Here is a 23,752-nt window from a genome sequence, read left to right as displayed (position 1 = left end):
TCTACATAAATTTGGCTTAGAAAGATTTTAAAGTTTTATGCTAGCTTACCTTTATTGCTTGTTATAGAATTAATAAATTTATAGTCTATATCTATATTTTTTGATGGTTTTATAGAATTCGCCAATTTTTCTACAGATGACGTAAAGTCGGTAAATAAATAGTTTGCCATGCTACCGGGATTTGGATTTATCTCATTTAGATAAACTTCATTATCTAAAACAAAAAAATCACATCTTATCAAAGCTCCGTCAAAATTTCCACCATTATAAATTTTAGCAAAAGCGTCTTTTATCGCTATTTTTAGACTATCGTCTATATCGGCTTCTTTTGCACAGCTACTAGAAAAACTCATATATTTTTGTTCAAAATCTAAAAAATCATTCTTTTTTGGCTCTTCTATAAAAGAGTATATAAAATCATTTTCGGCTTTAAATCCTGCTAAATTAAACTCTCTTATACCTTCTTTAAAAGGCTCTACTAAGATATCTTTATCAAACTCAAATGCCACGTCTAACGCATAATCTAAATTTGAAATATCCCTAACAACGCTCACGCCTATACTACTTCCAAGTCTTGCTGGTTTTAGTATAAAAGGAAGTTCGGTTTTAACTATATCGCCTCTTTTTATCATCTCATAAGGAAGAGATTTTACAGCGCATTTATGAGCTAATAGTTTTGTGAGTTCTTTGTTGAAACTCATCACGCTAGCTTCTAATCTAGGGCCAATAAAAGTTACGTTATAAAACTCAAACATACCGGCTATTTTGCCGTCTTCGCCATCTCTGCCGTGTATTAAATTTATATAGCAATCCACGTTTAGATCATTCATACCAAATATCCCGTGAGCCGCAAAACCACCTTTTTTTAGATGAAGTTTTTTTGAGTTTTTATACTTATGACTGCTAAAAAAATTTGCTCTCATATCGTCACTATTTATAAGATAAAAATCTCCGAATTTATCTACGAAAATAAAACTAAGTTCGCACTTTAAAGCCTTTTTTACCGCTATGGCCGAGACTATGCTTATCTCATGTTCAAAACTCACTCCGCCAAATACTATACCAAATTTCATAACTATCCTTACGCAAGTTTTTTAAGCGCTTCTTTGATAAGAGAAGCAGTATCATTACTAGAACATTCATTTAATACTTTTGAAATTCTATCTCTTTTAAAACCTAAACTTTCTAAAGCCATAAACGCTTCATTTTGATAACTAGGCATAGAATTAATCTCTCCAAACTTAGCATCGCTTAGTTGAGCTATAAGAGTTCTTGCAGTTTTTGGACCTATACCAGGGACTCTTCTTAAAACAGCGTCATCGCCGTTCATAACTGCTATACTAAATTCATCTGGACCCAAGCTGGAACAAACCGCCATAGCCGTTGAAGCACCTATACCGTTTACTTTTAAAAGCATTTCAAATATACGCTGCTCACTCTCTTTTATAAAACCGTAAAGCAAATTCGCATCTTCTCTTATCACTTGAGTTATAAAAAGTTCGACTTTTTCACCTTTTTGCAAGCTTGCACTAGTAAAAAGTGATATGGAAATTCCGTAACTCACTCCGCTAAGAGTTTTTATCCAGACGTTAGTCGGCTCTTTTTTTGTAATTATTCCTTCTATTGCTTTTATCATTGTTATATCTCGTTTGATTTTTTTATTTCGTAGATCTCTTCATCGCCCAAAGTAACGCACTTTAATGTTATAAGCTTCGCCAACTCATTTTCTCTCGTACTATAAGTAATATCTTTTTTTGGTTCAATCAATCTAAATTTAATCTCATTTAGCTCTTTCCACCTATCTTTATTTATAATTTTAGCTTTAAATACCATACTTTGCATACTTTTTAACTCTTCTTTCAAATCGTTTAAAGCAGCTTTTTTACCGTTTAGATCTTTTAGCATACTATTATATTCATAGACTAAAGCTTGAAAATCTTTTAATTTATTTAAAAATGACATGGGAGGCGCTTTGCCTGTGCTTCTTAACTCTTCTATTCTACGTTTTATCGAATTTACCGATTCTCGGTTTGAGTCTATAATATTTTTTTTGCTTTCTAACTCTCTTGGTATAACTAATATATCGGTCTTTAGCTTAGACATAGTTTTAGAGTACTCTTCTAGCTTTCCTTCATAATTTAGTATCTCTCCAGAATCTATGCAAATTCTATTGTTTGTTCCTTTTAGTTCGTCTATTTCTACCAAAGTCGATGCAGTTATACTAGAGTTTGCAAAAAGACGCTTGATATGAACTTCATTTGCTATTATTTCTCCGCCTATAACTGAGTTTATAAATACCTTTTTTGCCCTAACATAACCGCTTTCCAACCTATCTATCTTTGCTTCATCACATATTAATCGCCCTAAATGCACGGATATCTCTGCTGTTTGAGCCTTTATAACTGATTTTGCATGAGTTTGACCACCTATAATAACATCTTTGGCTACGATATGCGCGCCTTTAGCTACGTTTCCTTCTACGTTTATAGAAGTTGTTTCTATACTCATGCCAGCACCGACGGCGTCTTTTAAAATATCTTTTTCTTTAATATTGATTTTTACGTCAGATTCTAAGCTAGTTTCTATAGATCCGGTTGTTTTAAAGCTTACTTCATTTATATCAAGCTCATCTTTTATATCATACGTGCCTTTTTCTTCGTTTACGTAACCGTTTTTCTTAGCTATGTATTTTATGCTATCGTCATCTTCTTTTACATCTATATTTTGACTTACGTTAATCTTCTCTTTTATTAGAATTTTTGGCTCATTAACAGAGATAACATCTCCTTTAACATTTCTACCAGCAATTCCGGTTTTAGGCTTTATATATTCTATAATGACTTCGCCTTCCGTAACTCCTTGAACAAATCCTCTATTCGAGTAATTTACCTTGTCGTCTTTATTCTTTTCACTATTTTTTAATTTGCTTTTATAGTAAAATATCATATTATCGTCTACAGCCACTACAGGATCTACTCCAGTGACCACTACAAACGTAAATGCCTTATCGATAATCTCTTTTATACGCAAAATAGACGTTACTTTATTTATCTCTCTAAGCATTATATAGTCTCTTATACCTATCAGTATATTTGCTTTTAATAACTTTTTTTGTATGAAATTTATAAGATCTCGTTCAAATGAAGGATAGTATTTCACGTTTGAATCCTCTTTTATAGAGGCTACTACTTTTGTCATATTTTTATTTGTACCCAATGATACTTTTGGTAACATAGGCTGCTTTTTAACTCGTCTATCAAAAAATTCTACTTTATAATTTTGAGATATAGATAAATTTGGATTCGACATAAACTCGTCATCATCAAACATACGAAGCTCGCTGTCGATAGCGCTTATAAAATCATCTTCGGGTTTTAATTTATACCGCGTATCGACGGAAATTATATTAAAATCAACATTATCAACGCTAACTCCGGCGTTAGAAGCTATAAATTCCATATCTTGATATGGATTTTTCGTATCTACTATTATCGACGGCATTATAACTTCATCAGCCATAAAAATCCTTGGTCTATGATTAATTAATATTTAATTATACATTAAAACCACTAAATTCTATATAAAAAATAGTCGCAAAACAAAGACTGATTTATAAATACAAATTGACTTAATAATGAAATTATATTATACTACACATTTTAAAATAACATAATTATACTTTTTTAAATTATTAGTATAAAATTAAATTTTAGCTAGGAGTTTTCAAATTTGAAACCAAAACTTATCCTTATAGGAGCATCCACAGGCGGTCCAGGTCATCTTAAAAAGCTACTTTTTGACCTAAACCTTCCTAAAAATACATCAGTAGTGATAGCTCAGCATATGAGTTCTATGTTCATCCATAGTTTTGTTACACAGTTTAATCAAGATATAAATCCGGATGTAGAACTGCTAGATAAAAAAATGCACCTTGAAAACAAAGTGTATATTTGTGAGAAAAATAGCGTAATACTAAACTCACAAACATTAAGTGCAAACATTGATGAAAGCAAAATTGTAACTACTTTTAATCCAAATGTCAATATGCTGTTTAACTCAGCAGTTCCTGTCTGTAAATACGTAAGCGTGATGGCAATATTATTAACCGGTATAGGAGATGATGGCGCTGCAGGGCTTGATAAATTATACAAAGCCGGAGCAAAATGCATAGCCGAAAACGAAGAATCGGCCATAGTATACGGTATGCCAAAACGCGCAAAAGAGTTAAATACAAAATTAGAAACTGCAAACTTACACGATATAAAAATTAAATTAGAGAGATTTATTAATGAGTGAATTTGTATATGATGAAAATGGACTACAAGCGTTAATTAGTCTTATTAAAAAACTATGCGGCAACGATCTAACCAACAAAAAAGATATCATCAAAACCAAAATATCCAACTTTGCCACAAATAAAAATATACCGGATATGGATGCTTTATTAAAAAAAGTTTCTTTTGAATCAAAACTCAGACAAGAGCTTTTAAATTTAATAACCATAAACGAAACATATTTTTACAGAGAGTTAAATCAACTAAACTCTGTTATATACTATGCAAATACTATGGCTTTGAGCGACAACGTAAAGATTTTATGTGCTCCTTGCAGTAGCGGCGAAGAGGTATATTCTTTAGGAATGATCGCAAAAACTATCGGTATAGATAGACAAAGACTAAAAATAGTAGGTATAGATATAAACTCAGAAGTTATCCAAAGGTGCAAAGACGGTATATACAACCAAAGATCTATACAAAACGTAAGCTCAAATCAAAAAAATATGTATTTCAACAAAGTTGATGATATGTACCAAATCAAAAAAGAGCTAATGCCTCAAATGGAGTTTAAAGTAGCAAATATATTTGATGAAAGCTTATTTAAATTAGGAATGTTTGATATAATCTTATCAAGAAATATGATGATATATTTCGATGAAGAGTATAGGCTGATGACTATCGAAAGATTTCATAAGATCCTAAAACCTTTTGGAAGATTATACGTAGGTCACGCCGATCTAGTTCCATACACAGATCTTTATACGAAAATAGTAGATATCGGCTCAAGCTACTATGAGAAGTTATAAAAAATACTTCTCATAGACAAATTTATAATAAAACGCGCCTATAAAAAACATAAATCCCATTATAAATGTTATCATAGCAAGCCCCATGCCGAGTTCATAGGCTACTCCTATGAGTAACGATACGCTAGCAGATACTATAAAATACACCATATCTTTATAAGCTATAACGCGCCCGTAATACTTTTTGTCGCAGTTGTTTTGAAGCATTGTAAATGTAAATGACCAAAGAGTAGATGTACAAAATCCTGCCGCCACCAATCCTATAAGCCCTAAGTAATAATCAAACTGCAAAATTGCCCATAAAGATATACCCAAAAACTCACCGACAAAAAGCCAAATAAGCGTCTTTGTGTTTGTAAATTTACTAAGTGCGATAGGTCCTACCACAAGCGATATAGCTCTAGTCATATTCATAAAACCGATTATCAAAGATACGCTCATTATCTCTTTGTATTTGTAATTTGCCATAAGAGCTATCAGATTATCATACGCAGTTATGCCTACAAAAGAGTGAAGTAGTATAAGATGCATTATAATAGGACTATTTTTTATATATTTTAGACCGTCTTTCATCATCTCAAATGCTTTTTGCGTTCTTGTTTTTACGATATCTGGAATTCTAAGCTTTGTGAGTAAAAACATCCCCAAAATATACAAGCCAAAATCAAATAAAAATGCCTCTTTAATGCCGAAATAATGTATAAAAACTCCGGCTATGCCCATACCTGCAGTATATGATGCGGCCCAGATGATAGAGTGTATCTCATTTGCTAGTTTGAGATTTTTTTTGGTCATCAAGCTAGGAAGCAAGCTCATCTCTGTTTGAAAATAAGTCACTCCGGTTCCCATTCTAACAAATATAAGAATAAACAAAAGCGGAAGCAAACTAAGATCATCTATAAAAACTAGCATCAAAACAGTCACTGTTTCTACAAACATAAGAAATATCATCATAGGTTTTGCACTAAATTTATCTATTATTATGCCGTTTATCGGAGCTAAAAAAACATTTGGTATAAACGCCATCGCCGCAGCAAGCGTTACGGCCCACACAGGAGCGTTAAGCTCTATTAAAAGAGTAAAAATTCCGGTATGTGAAAACCACATTCCAAAGTAACAAATAAATTGTATAGAAGTTAAAATCCTAAGATTTGAATTGTATCTTAGGAGTGCGAGATATTTTATCATTTTTGGAGTTTATAGGTATAATAATCTTTAAACTCACCTTCTATTAAATTTTTATCAGCATCTAGTCTATTTAAATTTAAACCGTCTTTTTTAAAGTAAAATGTCTCGTTATCATCGCTAGTAATTATTATAATCTCACCGTCAGTCTTATATAAACCGCTTTGAGTAAAAGTTTGGTTTATATCTTTTACATAGGTATCAGACAAGATAAAACTTCCGTTGCTATCTAGCTGCAAAATGGACTTTATCTCACTACAATCAGCGCAAGGGAGTGTAGTTTCAAATGTTTTTCGGTCGTTAGTAGGCTGATTTGCCGATCCGCAACCAACAAAAATAGTAAATGCCACTATGGACAAAATCATATTTTTCATTTTAACTCCTTATTTTTTGAAACGCAATTATATCCAATATTTTATAAATTTGCTCACGTATATATATAAAATTTAATTATATTTTATAATGTTAGATATTAAAATAATCGATATTTTTAAGCCATCTTTTTGCAAATTATGATAAAATTTAGCCCAAAAAAAGGATAAATTTTGAACAGAATAAACAAAAAAGAAGCTCTAAATTTGATAAAAAACGCAGATCTAAACGAACTTGGAAAACTAGCATTTGACAAAAAACTAAAACTGCATCCAGACAAAATCACAACTTTTATAGTCGATAGAAATATAAATTATACAAATACATGCTGGGTAGATTGTAAATTTTGTGCGTTTTATCGCCACGTAAATGAAGATGAAGCATATATACTTAGCTTTGATGAGATAGATCAAAAGATAGAAGAACTAATCGCCATAGGCGGCACTCAGATACTATTTCAAGGAGGCGTTCATCCAAAACTAAAGATCGAATGGTACGAAAACTTAGTAGAGCACATAGCAAAAAAATATCCGGATATAGATATACACGGATTTTCTGCAGTTGAGATAGACTATATAGCAAAAATTTCCAAAATTTCTACTTTAGAAGTGTTAAAAAGACTACAAGCAAAAGGACTCTATAGCATACCAGGAGCCGGAGCGGAGATACTAAGTGATAGAGTAAGAGATATAATAGCCCCTAAAAAGTGCAGTACTCAAACATGGCTAGATATCCATAAGCAAGCTCACGATATAGGTATGAAAACTACCGCCACTATGATGTTTGGCACGGTTGAAACAGATGAGGAAATAGTAGAACATTGGGATAAAATACGAAGTCTACAAGATCAAACAGGCGGATTTAGAGCCTTTATATTATGGAGTTTTCAGTCTGAAAATACGAAACTAAAATCGGAATATCCTACTATAAAAAAACAATCTCCGAATCGTTACTTAAGACTTCTAGCAGTTTCAAGACTATTTTTAGATAATTTCAAAAACATACAAAGCAGTTGGGTAACGCAAGGCAGCTATATAGGACAATTAGCACTTAAATTCGGAGCAAACGATCTAGGAAGTACTATGATGGAAGAAAACGTAGTAAAAGCCGCCGGAGCAAGCTTTAGAATGAGTCAAAATGAGATGATAGAACTTATCAAAGATATAGGCGAATTTCCTGCTAAAAGAAACACTAACTATGATATTTTAGAGCGCTTTTAAGCTCTAAATATTATTTCTCATAAATATTATATTTTTGAATTTAAAATATCTTAACTCAAAAACAAAATTTCATATGAACTATACGACATACTAATTTATACTCGGTGGATGGTTGAAAGGTGATGTATTAACTAGTGAAAAGATTGACCTATTAAAGAGCAATGATACTTAAAAATGTATTTAAGAATAATGAGAAATTAATTCTAGATGGATTTAATATACCGCCATTAAAGATAAATTAGAAATCTAGTACAAAAACGGTTCACTTAAAAACAATCAGAATCTAAAACTACTAAATAACAACGAAGCTTACTATAAAATCTTAGAACGGTTGAAAATACTTTTTTTAGATAAATATACGAATATTAGAACAAATAAATGTTAATTAGATATAAAAGAGAGATTTATAAAAATAAAGAGAAGTTAAACGAGGCTAAGAGTAACTGCAGATTATAATATAGACGGCTATACGTATGGTGGAAGTATCTTTTAAAACTCCAAAATGCTATCTTTAGGAGATATCGAAAAAGAGAAACCAAACGAGTTATTACAACAAGTATCTACTGATAATGAAAGAGCTAGTATTTTATAGATTTTTATAATATTAATGCTAAATGAAGTAAAAAGATTGAAGTAGATATATTACCATCAAGATATCAGGAATATTAAATTTAAAAGCAGAAAATGGGGGTATAGTTTTAGACACGAACTCAGCCACCGTATAAAAACAATAACTTAAATTTTATAGTTATAAAAAATATAGATAAAATATAAAATAATAAAAAAAGTGTGTTTTTGATAGAGTAAATTTAAAAAGCCCCACATAATGCAGGGCTTTTTAGAACAAAGAACTATTCTATTTTTCCGCTTTTGATACGAGCGTCATAGATAGTACGAAGTTTCTTAATGTCTTGTTGTACTTCAAATACTCCATGCCAGTGAGCATAGTCAGGAGCGCCCATCACAGCACCCATTCTCATACGACGACCTTGATGATGCCATAAATAGTAGTAAGTTATTTGGAACTCATCAGACCATTCGTCTTTTTTGAGAAGACCTTTAGCTTTCAAGTCATCAAGCATTTTTTTAGCTTCTGTGTGATAAGTATTGTAAAGTTCAACATGGTTATCAGCACTTACAAAGAATGAATCAGTTGCTTTTGAAGAGTGGCAAGATTTACATACTTGTTTCATCTCGGTTCTAGCAGCTTCTGGTCCATTTATATTTCCAGCTAGTGGTGTTCCTATACTTATTTTACCTTCTTTAGCATAAGTTTCAGCAGCTGTGTCATATCCGCCTGTTCTTAGGTTGCTATGTGGAGCCCATAGATTCCATTTTAGACGTACGCTAACATTGTGAGTAGTGTTTAGATCACCTATTCCACTCATGTGACAAGTAGCACAAGTCGGAGCTCTATAGTCCGGAACATCCCAAGTATCTGGGGCACTATCCCATTTCCATGTATTACCCTCAGCATTGAAGATCTTTCCGTGCATTGAGTTGTTGTAAATCTCAATGTTTGGATGATCAGGTCCAAGGTGGCAAGATGCACAAGCAGATGGTTTTCTAGCTTCAGTCATATCAAATTTATGGCTAGAGTGGCAAGATTTACAACTACCTACGCTACCATCAGGATAAGCATTACCGATACCATAGTTTGGCCAGCCTTTTCCAGGAAGCGGATAACCCTCTTTATCAAGTTTAATTTCCATACCGTGGCATTGTATACAACCAGTAGAAGCAGGAGCATCTTTTAGATTCTCATTTCCTGCGTAAAATGGTGCATCATTTTCATATGGTTTACCATTAGCTTCATAGTGATACATAAGTTCAACCATACCTTTTTTAGCAAACATTTGAACTCCGCCTCTTGCGTGACCGCTTTGTTGGAATTGTTCAACTTCTTTAGCGTGACATTTAGCACAAGTTTTTGGGCTGACCAAAATACTTACGTGATTACCACTATCTTTTGGGTGCTCTTTTTTGATAGCCATAGGACTATCGGCAGGAACCGCGTGACAATCCACGCAACTTACAGCAGCGTGAGCATGGCGAGAACTTTTCCAGTCATTTACGATACCTGGAGTTTTGTCTTTATGACACTCGATACATTTAACAGCCAATGGGCTTAAATTTCTATCAACCTTCATTGTCTTTGTAAGATTGATATTTCCAACGCTATCAGCAAAACCGATAGCGGCGATACAGGTTAATGCTAAAATAAATTTTTTAAGCATTTCTCATCTCCTTACTTTGTAATATTGAAATCACCAAATTTAGCTTTAAGGTGAAAACCAAGATTTTTGTGTCCGACATGCTCGTGACATTCGACACAGGTTTTATTTATATTTTTGGCAAAATAATCACGGTGCGGTAAAAATGACTTCATATTTTGTGAAGAAACATTTTTTATATCACCATGACAGTGCATACAGCCACTGTCATACACATATCTTTTAGACTCTTTTCTTCTTGCTTCCCAATCAAATTTTTCAGGACTTCCAAAGAGTGTAATGGCACCTTCAACCATACCATTAACAGCCTTTTGATACGTATATTTGACTATATTGTCATGCGGTAAGTGACAAGTAACACACTCTGCTTTAAATCCAACTTTGTTATTTCCTCCATGAATATCGTTCTTATACGAACTAACCATAGGTTCCATAACATGACAGGACGTGCAAAACTTATCTCCACCAGTCACATACATAAACTGTGCTATACCAAGAGCAAATACAAGACCAACTAAGCCACCTATAATAAAGATAGCTATAGTAAAAAGCTTTGTCTTTCTCAACTCCACTCCCTCCCTAGAAAATTGCTTTTCTACGATTTAGAATGTTATTCTAACATATTTTTAATATATATACAACGACTTTCGTCAAGTTTTTTGGGGTTTTTATAAATTTATGTAAATTAGTAACACTAAATATTAAATAAGCTTATAAGCTTTTCATTATCTTTAAAGGTTAAATTTAGATTATCATCTAATTTTATAATGCCTTGTTGCTTAAACTGGCTTATAGTTCTAGATAAAGTTTCTGGAGCTATATTTAGTATAGACGCTATCTGAGTATGTTTGATAGTGGAAAATAGATCAGGATTTTCTACTATAAATTTCGCTACCTTAGCATCGCTTTTCAAAGTTAGTTCATTTTGCAATACACCATTCATAATCCTAAGTTTTTGCGAAAGAGATTTTAAAAGTTCAAAGCAAATAGACGGATTCGATAAGAAATCTGTTTTAAATTTATTATAATTTATACGTAGAACCTCGGCGTTGTTTAAAAATACTCCGCTTGCCGGATATGAGATATTTTCAAAATTTACAAGCTCGGCAACTAAGGATATAGGACGAAGCGTATGTAAAAATATCTCTTTTCCTTTTGGAGTGCTTTTATAAATTTTAATAGTACCTTTTACAAGCACATTAAACCATTGTGGTTCATCTCCTTCCATAAACAAAAATTCATCTTTTTTATAACTTTTTATCACAGATATATTTTCAAGTCTTTTTAAATCCTCATCATTCAAACCGCTAAAAAATGGAATTTCTTTTATCAACATATCATTTATCCTTCATCAAAAATCAAAAAGAGTACGCTCGGTTTTGGTCTCATTTAGACTACTTTCAAGCTCATGAAAATCAGAAAATACAAGTGCGTATTTAAAATCGCTCATCATTTTTAAATCATTTAAACTCTCAAAACAAAAATCTGCCATATCTCTAAGACGATGATTGATAGGGGTACATATAAACGTATTTTCAAATTTAGACTTTAAAAACTTAGCTTCTGTTATAAAAAGCTCTTCATTATTTTCGCATATAAACGCTCTATAACTAGCTCCAAATGGCTTGATATTTAAAAATCTATCTACAAAAATGGCTCTAAAATGGTTAAACTCACAAAAATCTTTTATATTGAAATTTAGATTATAATCATAAAAAAACTGCATAACTTTAGCCAAATCACTAGCAAAAATAGACGGAAAATTCAAATTTTCATAGTATGTATCAAGAAACATTATGCTAGTATAAAAAATAGAGTGAGAATGTATCAAAGAGAAATTTTGACTATCTTTTATAGCTGTTTTTTCAAAAATTCTATTTAGTAAAATCTCGTCTTTGCTTAAAAATATGTCATTATGTGCGGCATTTATTATTTTTGTTAAAATCTCATTTAGGTTAGAACTTATCAAGCTTATTTTTTTAGGCAAGCTCAAGCAGCTAAATATAGCGTTTTGAGCAACATTTAAATGAAAAAATTTAAGCTCTTTTTGTGTAGCTATAAAACGAGCTAAACGAAGCACGCTAGAAGCTAAATTATCAACCTTTATTATAGCTATCTCATCATCATATATTTCTAAGTTTAAATCGGTTATAAGAGCGTAAGCTCCGTTTTGTATAGCCAAAATAGCATCATCTCTAGTGGCATTCAAAGCTATAAAAGCAAAACCATTTTTTACATCATCGACTTCTAAGCAAAATCCACTCACCATACTTATTTTTGGGTTATTTTGCAGCTCTCCATCAACAAGACGAGTTAGATTTTCTATACGCATTATCCGACTAAACTTCCGTTTTTTACAGGCGCCAAAGTGCTAAGAAGTACTAATTTACCATCTTCTGCGCTAAGTATCATGCCTTCGCTTAAATGTTTAAATATCTTAGCTGGTTTTAAATTTGCCAAAACGCAAACTTGTTTTCCTATCAGATCTTTTGGATCGTAAAATTTAGCGATACCGCTTATGATCTGACGCGGATTAGCTTCGCCAAGATCGATTTTAAATTTTAAAAGTTTATCGCTACCATCGATATTATTACACTCTAAGATAGTTCCTACTTTTATCACACATTTTTTAAAGTCGTCTATTTTTATCTCACTGTCTTTTGAAACATTCTCTTCTTTGATTGCACTGCTCATATCAGGAACAGCCATAAGCTCGGATTCTACTTTAGTAAAAAGAGGTTCCGTGCTGCTTGATTTTAAATTTAAAAGCTCATTTTTCAAAATAATATCGTTATAAGTCTTAGTATTTATCTCAAAGCCCAAAGTTTTAGCTATTTTATCACTACTTTTTGGCATAGCCGGACTTAATAAAACAGCTACTTTTGCAAGTAAATTTGCTACTAAAGCGACTAAAGCGTTTGCTTCGTCTGTTTTACCCTCTTTTATCAAATTCCAAGGTTCATACTTTGCTACACTTGCGTTTGCTAGACTTAAAACTTTCCAAAGCTCCTCCAAATAACGATTTGTAGCTACTTCGTTTATAGCTTCTATAGCTTGATCAAGATGAGTTTTAGCAGATTCTAACTCATTTAAATAAAGCTTAGTTACGTTTTGGCTATTTATCTCATAATTTGAGTATTTAGAGCTCATTCCTACTATACGGCTCAGTAAATTTCCTAAATCATTACTAAGTTCGCTATTTATACGATCAATAAGAGCTTTTTGCGAAAAATCACCGTCTTGACCAAACGGTACTTCGCGAAGCAAAAAATACCTAAAAGCCTCAAGTCCGTAAGCATTTGCCACGGCTCTTGGATCTACTACATTTCCTATACTTTTACTCATTTTCTTACCATCTCTTGTCCACCAACCGTGAGCTGCCACGCTAGTAGGAAGAGGAAGTTCTAAACTCATCAAAAACGCAGGCCAATAAACGGCATGAAATCTTAAGATATCTTTTCCAACTAAATGCATCGTATCGTTCCAATAATCCATTTTTTTGTTATCGGTAGTATAGCCAAGCGCCGAAAGATAGTTTATAAGCGCGTCTAGCCACACGTACATAACATGACGCGGCTCATTTAAACTACTAGGAAGCTTCACTCCCCATTCAAAACTGGTTCTAGTGATAGATAGATCTTTTAAACCGCCTTTTACAAAGCTTATAACCTCATTTTTCTTGCCTTTTGGAAGTATACAATTGCCCTTCTCATACCATTTTAATAACTTATCTTGATAGTCCGAGAGTTTGAAAAAATAACTCTCTTCTTTGACGATTCTTGTTTTTTTACCACAATCCGGACAAAACTCATCATCTATCAGCTGATTTTGCGGAAAAAACGTCTCACAACTAACGCAGTAATTTCCTTCATATTCGCCTTTATATATATCACCTTTTTCATACATTTTTAAAAATACATTTTGCGCGGTAAATTTATGGTAGTCATCGGTAGTTCTTATAAAATGATCATAACTAATCTCAAACTCATCCCAAAGAGATCTAAACTTAGCGCTTACTTCATCGGCGTACTCTTTAGGTGTTTTACAGTGTGCTTTAGCAGCCTCTTCTATCTTTTGACCATGCTCATCGGTTCCTGTTAAAAAAAACGTATCATATCCTACTAGACGGTAATACCTAGCCATGGTATCGGCTATAATAGTTGTGTACGCGTGACCTATATGAGGCACGTCATTTACATAATAAATCGGTGTTGTTATAAATTTTTTCATCTATTTCCTTTTTTAAATTTAAAAGTCAAACTCGCCACCTCTGCCCTCGTTCATCTTTTCATAGGTGGCGTTGACATAATTTTTTCTATTTTCACATTTAAAAAATAGCTCGCAGCTCATACAACTGTTTAAAGAATTACTCTGCTGGCACTGTTTGAGTTTTGATGTTGTTATCTCGAACTGAAGCGCTACAAACTCTTTTATCTTATCGCAGCGAAATACGTTAGAGCAATTTGAGCAACTTTTATCGACATCTCTAACGCTTTTATTTCGGCAATCTTCGACGTCTAATTTTTTATTTTCATAGATACTTTCATCTATATCTTTAAACTCTTTTAACTCAGTCATTGTAAAACTCTAAAAGTCTGTTTATTTCATATTTTGAGCCGAAAAAGCAAGGCGTTGTTTGGTGAATTTTTTCTAAGTTTATCTCAAAAAGAGACTTGTTTTCTCCATTTGTAGTAGCGCCGCCGGCTCTTTCATATATGAAAGCAAAAGGCAAAACTTCAAAAGTAACTCTAAGCTTTCCGTTTGGCGCGTCAGTTGTAGCCGGATAACTAAAAAGTCCGCCGCCTTTAAGTAGAATTTGATGTAAATCACTAACCATGGCACCACTATATCTAAGGCGATAACCCTCATCAAATAGAGTTTTTATAAAGTCTCTATGAGCCCCGCTCCAGCCTTTTTGAGTACCGCCAGTCGCGTTTAGTTTACCTTTTTCTTTTAGACTTAGATCTTTTTTAAATTTAAAGCTTCCATCTCTATCTAAACGGTAAAGTTTTGGAGTATCTTCGCACACTACCATTTCAAGTCTAGGTCCATAAATGCAGTAGATCGCCGCTACTAAATTTGAGGGTTTTAACTCGTTTTTATATACACCGAAAATACTTCCGACGGCGAAATTTACATCGACCAAACTACTTCCGTCAAGCGGATCATAAGCGATGATAAACTCGCCGTCTTTATGGATATCGAGCGCGTCTTCTTTTTCCTCGCTTACAAGTGATCTTACGCTTGAAACTCCTATAAACTCTTGTGTGATGATGTTGTCGCTTTTGACATCAAGTTTTAACTGAGTGTCGCCTGTGGAGTTTGCATGATCCGTGTAGCCAAGGTCGGCGTATTTTAACTCTTCGCTTATTTTAACTGCGATTTTTTCTATAGTTTTTATAATTTCTTGCATTTTATACCCTTTTTGCATTATTATCTATCCATTTTATGATATTTTCTATATCGTCAAGTCCAAATTTAGGCTTATTCCCATTACCAAAACCGTCTAAATTTGTAGCGTAAGCATCACTAAATGACTTATATCTATCATCAACCTCATCCCTAAATACGCTTATGCGAGGCAATGGGATAAACTTAAGCCCCTCGACTATAAGATAATCAAACTCGCCAAAATAGCTTATAAGCTTCTTTAGGTCATTCTCACACTCTGTTTTGCTAGGCGAGAATTCCTCTGTTTTGTTGTCGTGAGCCTCTGAGCCTACGCGCTCATCTCCCCCAAAAAGTCCGCTTTGCAAAAGCACGGTAGTGCGTTTTGGACTTACTACTGCAACGTCTGCGCCAAGCGAACTAAAAAGATAACTATCTTTGCCCTCTTTGTCAAATTTAGACTTATCGCCTGGATCATGCTTTGTGATAGCTACTTTGTAGCCCTGTTCTATGAGCTTGCTTGCTATCTTTGCGATGAGCGTAGTTTTACCGCTTCCGCTTCTGCCAGAAACTGCCACAGCTAAACGTTTTATAAGATATCCTTGTTAAATTTTGGGATATATTTTAGCTAAATAATCATAAAAAATGGTTTATTGTATAAAAAAGTGTATAAAATTGCATATAAAACATTTTTTGGAGTTTTTAAAATTTTAATATGATAAATTTATTTATTATAATTTTAGTATAAAAAATAAATTCCAATTCCGACTATAACAATTACAAATAAATCAAATAATATATAAAATGGAACGAATTTGAATAAAAAGTAAAAAATAAAACAGATACCACTAAAAACTATAACTGAAATATAAAAAGCTAAACTGATCAAACTAAATAATATTTTAAAAAGATTTTGTTGAATTTCAGCATTAAGTTGTTCAGTCTTTTGTTGGCACTTTTGCGCTTCTTTTTGATTGAGTTGAAAATAATATTCTTTATTTTTTTCTTCTAGCTCAATTTTTCTAATAATTCTTGATCGATCACTTTATAAATACCTATTTTATTTTAAGGTTTTAAATTACCAAGTTGTTGAAAAAAGTCATTATTCATTTTTTTACTCTATAGGTGTTATTGTATGTGTTTTTGGATCAAATTTTCTGCCGTATCCACCACCTGTACCTTTTTTAAATGATTCAGCGTATAAAGCAGCTCCTGCATTTTTACAATCTTCTATTTGAATTTGAGTTAATTATTTAGCTGCTTTACATTCCTTAGATCTAGCTTCTGCTTCAGGTATATTTTGTTTATAGTATTCTACTGTTTTAGCCTTTGGCTCTTCACCACATCCAACTAAAAATCCAGCAAACAATAAAGAACCAATTACAGGTGTTAAAATTCTCATTTTTCTCTCCTAAAGTTTTAATATTTTTTGAAATATTTATTTTCAAAATATAAGAATAAACAAAATAGAAGTGATCTTAGTAAATTAATTACAAATAAAAATTATACAATATTTATATACCCTTAATATTAATTTTTATTTTTCAATATAGATAAATTTAGCACTATTTTCATAATGCTAAATTTGGTTAAATCGCTATAAAATATCTATTTTGTAGTGGATTTTTTATCAGATTGTGGTTTGCGTGGTCTGCTTGAAGCTCTTGGCTTTGGAGCGTCTTTAGTAAATTTATCGCCTCTGTCTGGTTTGTCACTTCCAAATTTCTTTTTCGGGCTAAATTTATTACCAGAATATTTTTCATCAGAACTTTTGTCACTACTTCTAGGCTTTTTATCAGAGCTAAATTTCTTTTCGCCGCTAAATTTTTTGTCTTTGTCATCAAAAGATTTTTTATCGCCGAAAGATTTCTTTTTCTCGCCAAATTTTTTATCGTCTTTTTTAAATTTGAATTCTCTTTTTGCTTCGCCATCAAAACTACTATTTGAATCTTTTGCGCGACTATTTTTAGAAAATTCCTTTTTGTCTTTTGAAAATTCACTCTTGACACCATCTCTTCTGTATTCGCGTTTTGACTCGTCTTTTTTAAATTTACGTTTAAAATCGCCGTCTTTTTTTGGTCTGTCCCTAAATTCACCCTTAAAATCATCTCTATTTCTACCGCGTTTTGACTCGTCTTTTTTATCGCTATTAAACTCTCTTGGCTTTCTCTCTTTTTTATCTATTTTATTTCCGTTTCTGTCATCTCGTTCTGAGCTTTTGTTCATATTTTGTCCACGTCTGATAGGCTGAGGTTTTACTCTTAGATCGGCTTCAAATCCGCTAAAGCTTTCTCTTATTAGTTTTTTATCGATCAATTTTTCAATATCGATTAAAAACTTAAACTCATCAACGCAAACCAAAGATATCGCAACGCCATCATTTCCGGCGCGTCCTGTTCTACCTATCCTATGAACATAATCCTCAGGCACATTTGGAAGCTCTAAATTTATAACAAACGGAAGTTCTTTTATGTCTAATCCGCGCGCTGCTATATCCGTTGCTACAAGAATTTTTGTTTTACCGTTTTTAAATTTCTCAAGTGTTTTTGAACGCACGCTTTGACTTTTATCTCCATGCAAAGCAGCTACGCTAAAGCCTAAAGTATGTAGATAAGACGAACATTTATCCGCACTTCTTTTGGTACGAGTAAAAACCAAAGCTTGATCTATGCTCTCCACTCCAAAAACCTCGTTTAAAAGCTCCATTTTTTTATCTCGATCTACTAAAATCACGCGTTGTATGATATTTAAAGCAGTGCTGTTTTGCTCTTCTATTTGGATACGCAAAGGATCTTTTAGCATAGAATTACAAAGCGACATAACCTCACTTGGATACGTCGCGGAAAATAGTAAATTTTGTCTTTTTTCAGGAAGCATTTTTACTATTTGTTTGATATCGTGGATAAATCCCATATCAAACATACGATCAGCCTCGTCAAATACTAGCGTATCGATATGCTCTAAGCTTAAAGCATTTTGCAAAGCAAGATCCAAAAGTCTGCCAGGAGTCGCCACCACGATATCTATACCACTTTTTAAAGCTTGAATTTGTGGGTAAGAGCTAACTCCGCCAAATACTGGCAAAGTTTTAAACGGTAACTTTTTCGCGTAAGATTTGATGTTTTGCGTGACTTGATTTGCAAGTTCTCTTGTAGGAACAAGCACTAAAACACGAGTTTGAGGACGCTTTTTGTTGCGTTCTTTTGACGATAATTTTTCTAATATAGGTAGCGCAAATGCAGCAGTTTTTCCCGTGCCTGTCCTAGCTCCTGCTAAGATATCTTTTCCTTGCATTATAGCAGGTATCGCGACTTGTTGGATCTGCGTAGGAGCGTCGTAATTTAGCTCTTTTAATGCTTCTAATATAGCAGAGCTGAGATCGAAATCTGAAAATAACATAAAAATTTATTCCTTTTGTGTTAAAGGCTAAAGCCTTAAAAATTTGTAAAAATAAGTTTGATCTTATAAAACTAAAATATAAAGAGAATATCAAAAAGCAATCATCTAGTGTGGAATTATTGAATTGTCGTCAGTCAAAAAACTCTTTTGTATATTTTGCTTTAATTATACTTAAAAACAAGACTTATTTTAGCAAAATATTCGAAATATTTTTAAATTTAAGTAAAAATTTATGATTTTTTATAAATTTGACTTTAAATTAGAGTAAATTTAAATACCGAATTTAGCAAACCAAAGATATAATAAGCAAAATTTTCATTTATTATTCACAATAACAATATTTTTCTGGCGGAGTCTATGCTAAAATACTTTTTTACAAATAGCTTTGGAATTTTGGTTTCTCGTGTTCTTGGGCTTATAAGAGATCTAATGACTGCAAATGCACTTGGAGCAAGTGTCTGGAGCGATATATTTTTTGTCGCTTTTAAACTTCCGAATCTATTTAGACGACTTTTTGGAGAAGGAGCTTTTACTCAAGCATTTTTGCCTAATTTCGTAAAAGTATCTAATAAAGGTCTATTTTTAGCAGAGATTCTTTTAAAATTTAGCTCAACTATGCTTGTTCTTACGCTAGGAGTTATGATTTTTGCACCGTTTGTAACAAAAATTTTAGCTTACGGGTTTGATGAAAATAGTATAAATTTAGCTGTTCCTCTTGTAAGAATTAACTTTTGGTATCTGATTTGTATATTTATAGTTACGTTATTTGCATCTGTTTTACAGTATAAAAACCACTTTAGCACTACAGCTTTTAGTACTGCACTTCTAAATTTATCGATGATAACTGCTCTGCTTCTAGCAAATAATTTACCTCAAAGCGACATAGTATATTATCTCAGTTGGGGAGTTGTGGCGGGAGGTATTTTGCAAGTGATAACTCATATTATAGCTTTAAAAAAACTGAATTTGATAAAATTATTAAATCTTGGAATATTTAAATTCATAAAAGGAAAAAGAGCTTCCAGCAAAGGATTTTGGGCAAATTTTTCTCAAGGAGTAGTAGGCAGCAGCGCAAACCAACTAAGCGATTTTATAAGCACGTTTATAGCTAGCTTCTTAATGGCTGGGAGCATCAGTTATCTTTACTATGCAAACCGAATTTTTCAGCTTCCTCTTGCGCTTTTTGCAATTGCATTATCAACTGCGATATTTCCAAAAATTTCAAAACAGATCAAAGCAAATAGCACTAAAAATGCTCATGACTTATTAGCAAAAAGCTTTCATATACTATTTTTCTTACTTATATTTTCTACTATTGGCGGAATAGTTTTAGCTAGAGAAATTATCTGGCTACTTTTTCAAAGAGGCGAGTTCAATGCAAACAATACGATAGAAGCCGCAAAAGTCCTACAAATGTATATGTTAGGGCTTATACCTTTTGGGCTTTATAAACTATTTTCACTCTGGTTATATGCGAACATGAAACAAAAAATAGCCGCAAAAATTTCAATTTATTCGCTTATTTTAAACGTAATATTAAGCTTAATTTTATTTAAACCGCTTGGCACAATGGGATTAGCGCTTGCCGGGTCTGCTTCTGGATTATTCTTGCTAGTTTATGTTATTTTCATTTTTGGATTTAAAAACTTTTTAGATATAATCCTTAGTAAAAAAACTCTTATAACTATTTTTAGCGGTATAGTTTTTACTTTTTTTATCATATATTTTAAGGAATTTATTTATGATTATTTACGATAGCATTTTAAAACAAAAGGTTGAATTTAAACCGATTAGAGAAGATGAAGCAAATATATATGTCTGCGGGCCTACGGTATATGATGACGCTCACTTAGGTCACGCAAAAAGCAGCATAAGCTTTGATCTACTTCGCCGCACCTTAAAATCTCTTGGATATAAAGTTAAATTTATAAAAAATTTCACGGATATAGATGATAAAATACTAAAAAAAATGAGCCAAACCGGTAAAAGTTTAGAGGATATAACAAATCATTATATAAGCAGATACAAAGCCGATATGTACGCTCTAAACGTCGCAGATGCGGATATAGAGCCAAAAGCTACTACAAGTTTAACTTCTATTATAAATTATATAAAAACTTTATTTGAAAATGGCTGGGCGTATAAAATAGATGACGGCATCTACTTTGATACTAGTAAAGACGATAAATACCTTAGCTTAAGCGGTAGAAAAGACGAAAATTTAATAGCAAGAGTAGCCTCAAAAGATGAAAAAAAAGATGAAAAGGATTTTGTATTATGGAAATTTGATGAAAATTGGTATGATAGTCCATTTGGACGTGGAAGACCGGGCTGGCACAGCGAATGTGTAGCGATGATAAAAGACCATTTTTGTGGAAGCTGTGAGTTTGAAATAGATATCCACGCCGGAGGTGCAGATCTACTTTTTCCGCATCATGAAAACGAGGCCGCTCAGTGCAGATGCGCTTATAATAAAAATCTCGCTAAATACTGGATGCATAACGGTTTTGTGCAAGTAAATAATGAAAAAATGAGCAAAAGCCTCGGAAATTCATTTTTTATAAAAGATGCGCTTGAGCTAGTTCCTGGCGAAGCTTTGCGGTTTTATCTGATGAGCAGTCATTACAGAGCAAATTTCAACTACGATATAGATGATCTAAAATCCAGCAAAAAAAGACTTGATAAAATTTACCGTCTAAAAAAAAGATTGATAGGAGTTAAAGCCAGTAAGACAGATGCTAAATTTAAAAAAGATATTTTAGATGCTATGAGCGATGATTTGAATATCTCGGTGGCTCTTGCGATACTTGATGAAATGGTAAATAACGCAAACGCAAAACTAGATAACGAGCCTAAAAACAGAGATTTTAAACAGATTTTGGTTTCTAATTTGGAATTTGTAAAAGAGCTTCTTGGAATACTATATATCGATGAGTTCAAATGGTTTCAATGGGGTGTAGATGATAGTTTAAAACAAGAAATTTCAGTTCTCATAGATCAAAGAAATATGGCAAAAAAAGATAAAAACTTTATACTTGCCGATCAGATAAGAGATAAATTAACAAATATGGATATATCTATAATGGATACTCCAAACGGCACAATGTGGGAGAAAGTATGAACGGAGTAAAAGATGTATTTAAACGGTTCATTCCGTATTTTAAAGACTATATACCGCAATTTGCGTTAGCCATAATAGGAATGATCATGGCAAGCGTGGGCACTGCGGTTTCGGCATATTTAGTAAAGCCTGTTTTAGATAAAATTTTTGTAGAAAAAAACGAAAGTCTGTTATATCTGCTTCCTTATGCTATTATTGCTATTTATTTTTTAAAGAGCCTTGGAACATATCTTCAAGCATACTTTACAGCATATATCGGCCAAGATATGGTAAAAAGATTTAGACAAAAACTCCTTGATAATCTGCTAATTCTCGATATGAGCTTTTTTAATAAATTTAGAACAGGCGAGCTAATAAGCAGAAACACAAGCGACATAGAACGCATAAGAAGCATAGTATCATATATGATACCTGAGCTTACAAGAGAGTTTATAACGATCATCGGGCTGCTAGTAGTAGTTATTTACCAAAGCCCTACTTTGGCTGTTTTTGCTCTTGTTATATTTCCTATAGCCATCTATCCCTTATCTAGACTTGCAAAAAAAATGAAAAAAATATCACGCAAATCTCAAGAAAAAACAAGCGACATAAGTTCAGTTCTAAGTGAAATTTTTTCAAATATCGAAATAGTAAAAGCAAATAATGCAGAAAATAAAGAGTTAAAAAGATTTGATGAACATAACGAGAAGTTTTTTAGGTTAAATTTAAAAAGCGTAAAAGTAAACGAGTTGGTGAGTCCAATGATGGAAACATTAGGCTCTATAGGAGTTGCTGTAGTCATAATCATCGGCGGCAAACAAGTTATAGACGGAACTATAACAGTAGGAAGTTTTTTCTCGTTTTTAACTGCGCTTTTTATGCTTTATACACCGATAAAACGTATATCAAGTCTATATAATAAAATGCAAGATGCAGTAGCGGCTAGTGAAAGAACATTTGAGCTTCTTGATAGAAGCGCTAGCATTATAGGTGGAAATTTAGAGTTTCCTAAAACGGTAAATTCTATAACATTACAAGATATACACTTTAGTTATAACGATAAAAAAGTGCTAAAAGGAATAAGTTTAAAAGTAAATAAAGGTCAAATGATAGCGATTGTAGGTAGCAGCGGAGGCGGTAAAACTTCACTTATAAATTTATTAATGCGATTTTACGATGCAAACAGCGGTAGCATTCTCATAAATGAAAACGATATTTGCGAGTTTAGCTTAAAAAGTCTCAGACAAAACATAGGTTTAGTAACTCAAAGAGTTTATATATTCAATGAGAGCGTCGCTGCAAATGTAGCTTATAGCGGTGAAATTGATGAGAAAAAAGTAGTTTGCGCTCTTAAAACGGCAAATGCTTATAACTTTGTAGATAAATTAGACAACGGAATTTACACTATCTTAGATGAATTCGGAGCAAATTTAAGCGGCGGTCAAAGACAAAGAATAGCAATAGCAAGAGCTTTGTATAAAAATCCGCAAATTTTAATATTTGATGAAGCTACGAGCGCTTTAGATAATGAAAGCGAAAAAGAGATAACAAATGCCATAGAAACACTTAGCAAAGATAAAATAATATTTGTAATAGCACATAGATTAAGCACGGTAAAAAATGCCGATAAAATCGCTGTTTTAGATAACGGCAAAATAGTAGGATTTGGAGATGATAAAACTTTAGAAAATGAGTGTGAAGTATATAAGAAATTGAAGCTCGGGAGCCTTAGTTAATGGTAATTTTAAGGTTACATTGGCTAAAATTGTTG

21 protein-coding genes are annotated in these 23,752 nt (G+C 32.7%); 6 read left to right on the top strand and 15 right to left on the bottom strand.

Translation table 11 applies throughout. The features are described from left to right. Positions 1-35: 35 nt before the first annotated feature. From DQN38_RS03990 to DQN38_RS03980, 3 genes are read right to left on the bottom strand one after another with little or no spacing between them, the layout of a single operon-like run. A complete protein-coding gene (locus DQN38_RS03990; protein WP_038453327.1) occupies positions 36-1,073 on the bottom strand; it encodes a D-alanine--D-alanine ligase in 1,038 nt (345 codons plus the stop codon). An 8-nt stretch (positions 1,074-1,081) separates the two neighbouring features. Further along, positions 1,082-1,636: a Holliday junction branch migration protein RuvA gene (ruvA, locus tag DQN38_RS03985; protein WP_002849261.1), complete on the bottom strand. Its 555-nt coding sequence runs from the start codon at positions 1,634-1,636 to the stop codon at positions 1,082-1,084. A 2-nt stretch (positions 1,637-1,638) separates the two neighbouring features. Continuing rightward, a complete protein-coding gene (locus DQN38_RS03980; protein ID WP_002849260.1) occupies positions 1,639-3,519 on the bottom strand; it encodes a flagellar assembly protein A in 1,881 nt (626 codons plus the stop codon). Between the two features lie 210 nt (positions 3,520-3,729). On the opposite strand from DQN38_RS03980, the gene DQN38_RS03975 reads away from it, so the two are divergent. Both DQN38_RS03975 and DQN38_RS03970 read left to right on the top strand, forming a co-directional pair. Then, entirely contained in the window at positions 3,730-4,296 is a 567-nt protein-coding gene (locus DQN38_RS03975; protein ID WP_002849259.1) for a CheB methylesterase domain-containing protein, read from the top strand. After that, on the top strand, positions 4,289-5,083 hold the full coding sequence (locus DQN38_RS03970) for a CheR family methyltransferase (RefSeq protein WP_002849258.1): 795 nt from the start codon (positions 4,289-4,291) through the stop codon (positions 5,081-5,083). Before DQN38_RS03975 ends, DQN38_RS03970 begins: the two co-directional genes overlap by 8 nt. Here the strand turns inward: DQN38_RS03970 and DQN38_RS03965 are convergent. Together DQN38_RS03965 and DQN38_RS03960 are read right to left on the bottom strand one after the other, a co-directional pair. After that, on the bottom strand, positions 5,078-6,268 hold the full coding sequence (locus DQN38_RS03965; protein ID WP_024305222.1) for an MFS transporter: 1,191 nt from the start codon (positions 6,266-6,268) through the stop codon (positions 5,078-5,080). The genes DQN38_RS03970 and DQN38_RS03965 overlap by 6 nt on opposite strands. Then, the gene (locus tag DQN38_RS03960; RefSeq protein ID WP_038453321.1) at positions 6,268-6,642 is read right to left on the bottom strand and encodes a copper resistance protein NlpE; all 375 of its coding nucleotides are present in this window, start codon (positions 6,640-6,642) and stop codon (positions 6,268-6,270) included. The genes DQN38_RS03965 and DQN38_RS03960 overlap by 1 nt, the downstream gene beginning before the upstream one ends. Positions 6,643-6,813: 171 nt before the next feature. Between DQN38_RS03960 and DQN38_RS03955 the strand changes: the two genes are divergently transcribed. Then, on the top strand, positions 6,814-7,860 hold the full coding sequence (locus tag DQN38_RS03955; RefSeq protein ID WP_011731961.1) for a dehypoxanthine futalosine cyclase: 1,047 nt from the start codon (positions 6,814-6,816) through the stop codon (positions 7,858-7,860). 851 nt (positions 7,861-8,711) lie between these two features. Here the strand turns inward: DQN38_RS03955 and DQN38_RS03950 are convergent. From DQN38_RS03950 to DQN38_RS03905, 10 genes are all read right to left on the bottom strand, one after another. Next, the gene (locus DQN38_RS03950; protein WP_002849252.1) at positions 8,712-10,097 is read right to left on the bottom strand and encodes a multiheme c-type cytochrome; all 1,386 of its coding nucleotides are present in this window, start codon (positions 10,095-10,097) and stop codon (positions 8,712-8,714) included. Between the two features lie 11 nt (positions 10,098-10,108). Continuing rightward, a complete protein-coding gene (locus tag DQN38_RS03945) occupies positions 10,109-10,666 on the bottom strand; it encodes a cytochrome c3 family protein (protein WP_225893279.1) in 558 nt (185 codons plus the stop codon). A gap of 122 nt (positions 10,667-10,788) precedes the next feature. Continuing rightward, positions 10,789-11,430, bottom strand: coding sequence for a Crp/Fnr family transcriptional regulator (locus tag DQN38_RS03940; RefSeq protein ID WP_065843956.1), 642 nt, complete (start codon positions 11,428-11,430; stop codon positions 10,789-10,791). Positions 11,431-11,445: 15 nt separating this feature from the next. Continuing rightward, positions 11,446-12,426: a hypothetical protein gene (locus DQN38_RS03935; RefSeq protein ID WP_065843955.1), complete on the bottom strand. Its 981-nt coding sequence runs from the start codon at positions 12,424-12,426 to the stop codon at positions 11,446-11,448. Then, a complete protein-coding gene (gene metG, locus DQN38_RS03930; RefSeq protein WP_065843954.1) occupies positions 12,426-14,324 on the bottom strand; it encodes a methionine--tRNA ligase in 1,899 nt (632 codons plus the stop codon). The genes DQN38_RS03935 and metG overlap by 1 nt, the downstream gene beginning before the upstream one ends. Before the next feature lie 18 nt (positions 14,325-14,342). Beyond that, the gene (locus tag DQN38_RS09045; protein WP_034959638.1) at positions 14,343-14,672 is read right to left on the bottom strand and encodes a hypothetical protein; all 330 of its coding nucleotides are present in this window, start codon (positions 14,670-14,672) and stop codon (positions 14,343-14,345) included. After that, positions 14,665-15,507 carry a class 1 fructose-bisphosphatase gene (locus DQN38_RS03920; RefSeq protein ID WP_111738188.1) on the bottom strand — a complete coding sequence of 281 codons (843 nt, stop codon included), beginning with the start codon at positions 15,505-15,507 and terminating at the stop codon, positions 14,665-14,667. Before DQN38_RS03920 ends, DQN38_RS09045 begins: the two co-directional genes overlap by 8 nt. Position 15,508: 1 nt before the next feature. Beyond that, positions 15,509-16,060, bottom strand: coding sequence for a molybdopterin-guanine dinucleotide biosynthesis protein B (locus tag DQN38_RS03915; RefSeq protein WP_081303764.1), 552 nt, complete (start codon positions 16,058-16,060; stop codon positions 15,509-15,511). Positions 16,061-16,731: 671 nt separating this feature from the next. Then, on the bottom strand, positions 16,732-16,884 hold the full coding sequence (locus DQN38_RS03910; RefSeq protein WP_042960219.1) for an EexN family lipoprotein: 153 nt from the start codon (positions 16,882-16,884) through the stop codon (positions 16,732-16,734). A 206-nt stretch (positions 16,885-17,090) separates the two neighbouring features. Then, positions 17,091-18,881, bottom strand: coding sequence for a DEAD/DEAH box helicase (locus DQN38_RS03905; RefSeq protein ID WP_065843952.1), 1,791 nt, complete (start codon positions 18,879-18,881; stop codon positions 17,091-17,093). 357 nt (positions 18,882-19,238) lie between these two features. Here DQN38_RS03905 and murJ point away from each other — a divergent pair, with 357 nt between their 5' ends. From murJ to DQN38_RS03890, 3 genes are read left to right on the top strand one after another with little or no spacing between them, the layout of a single operon-like run. After that, entirely contained in the window at positions 19,239-20,639 is a 1,401-nt protein-coding gene (gene murJ / locus DQN38_RS03900) for a murein biosynthesis integral membrane protein MurJ (RefSeq protein WP_065843951.1), read from the top strand. Next, on the top strand, positions 20,623-22,002 hold the full coding sequence (gene cysS, locus DQN38_RS03895; RefSeq protein ID WP_111738187.1) for a cysteine--tRNA ligase: 1,380 nt from the start codon (positions 20,623-20,625) through the stop codon (positions 22,000-22,002). The genes murJ and cysS overlap by 17 nt, the downstream gene beginning before the upstream one ends. After that, positions 21,999-23,717 carry an ABC transporter ATP-binding protein gene (locus DQN38_RS03890; RefSeq protein WP_111738186.1) on the top strand — a complete coding sequence of 573 codons (1,719 nt, stop codon included), beginning with the start codon at positions 21,999-22,001 and terminating at the stop codon, positions 23,715-23,717. The genes cysS and DQN38_RS03890 overlap by 4 nt, the downstream gene beginning before the upstream one ends. The last annotated feature ends 35 nt before the right edge of the window (positions 23,718-23,752 follow it).

The sequence above is a fragment of the Campylobacter fetus subsp. fetus genome, assembly GCF_900475935.1.
In the GTDB taxonomy this organism is placed as follows: Bacteria; Campylobacterota; Campylobacteria; order Campylobacterales; family Campylobacteraceae; genus Campylobacter; species Campylobacter fetus.
Note: the sequence above shows the minus strand (reverse complement) of the source record. Positions and strands in the feature narration are given on the sequence as shown.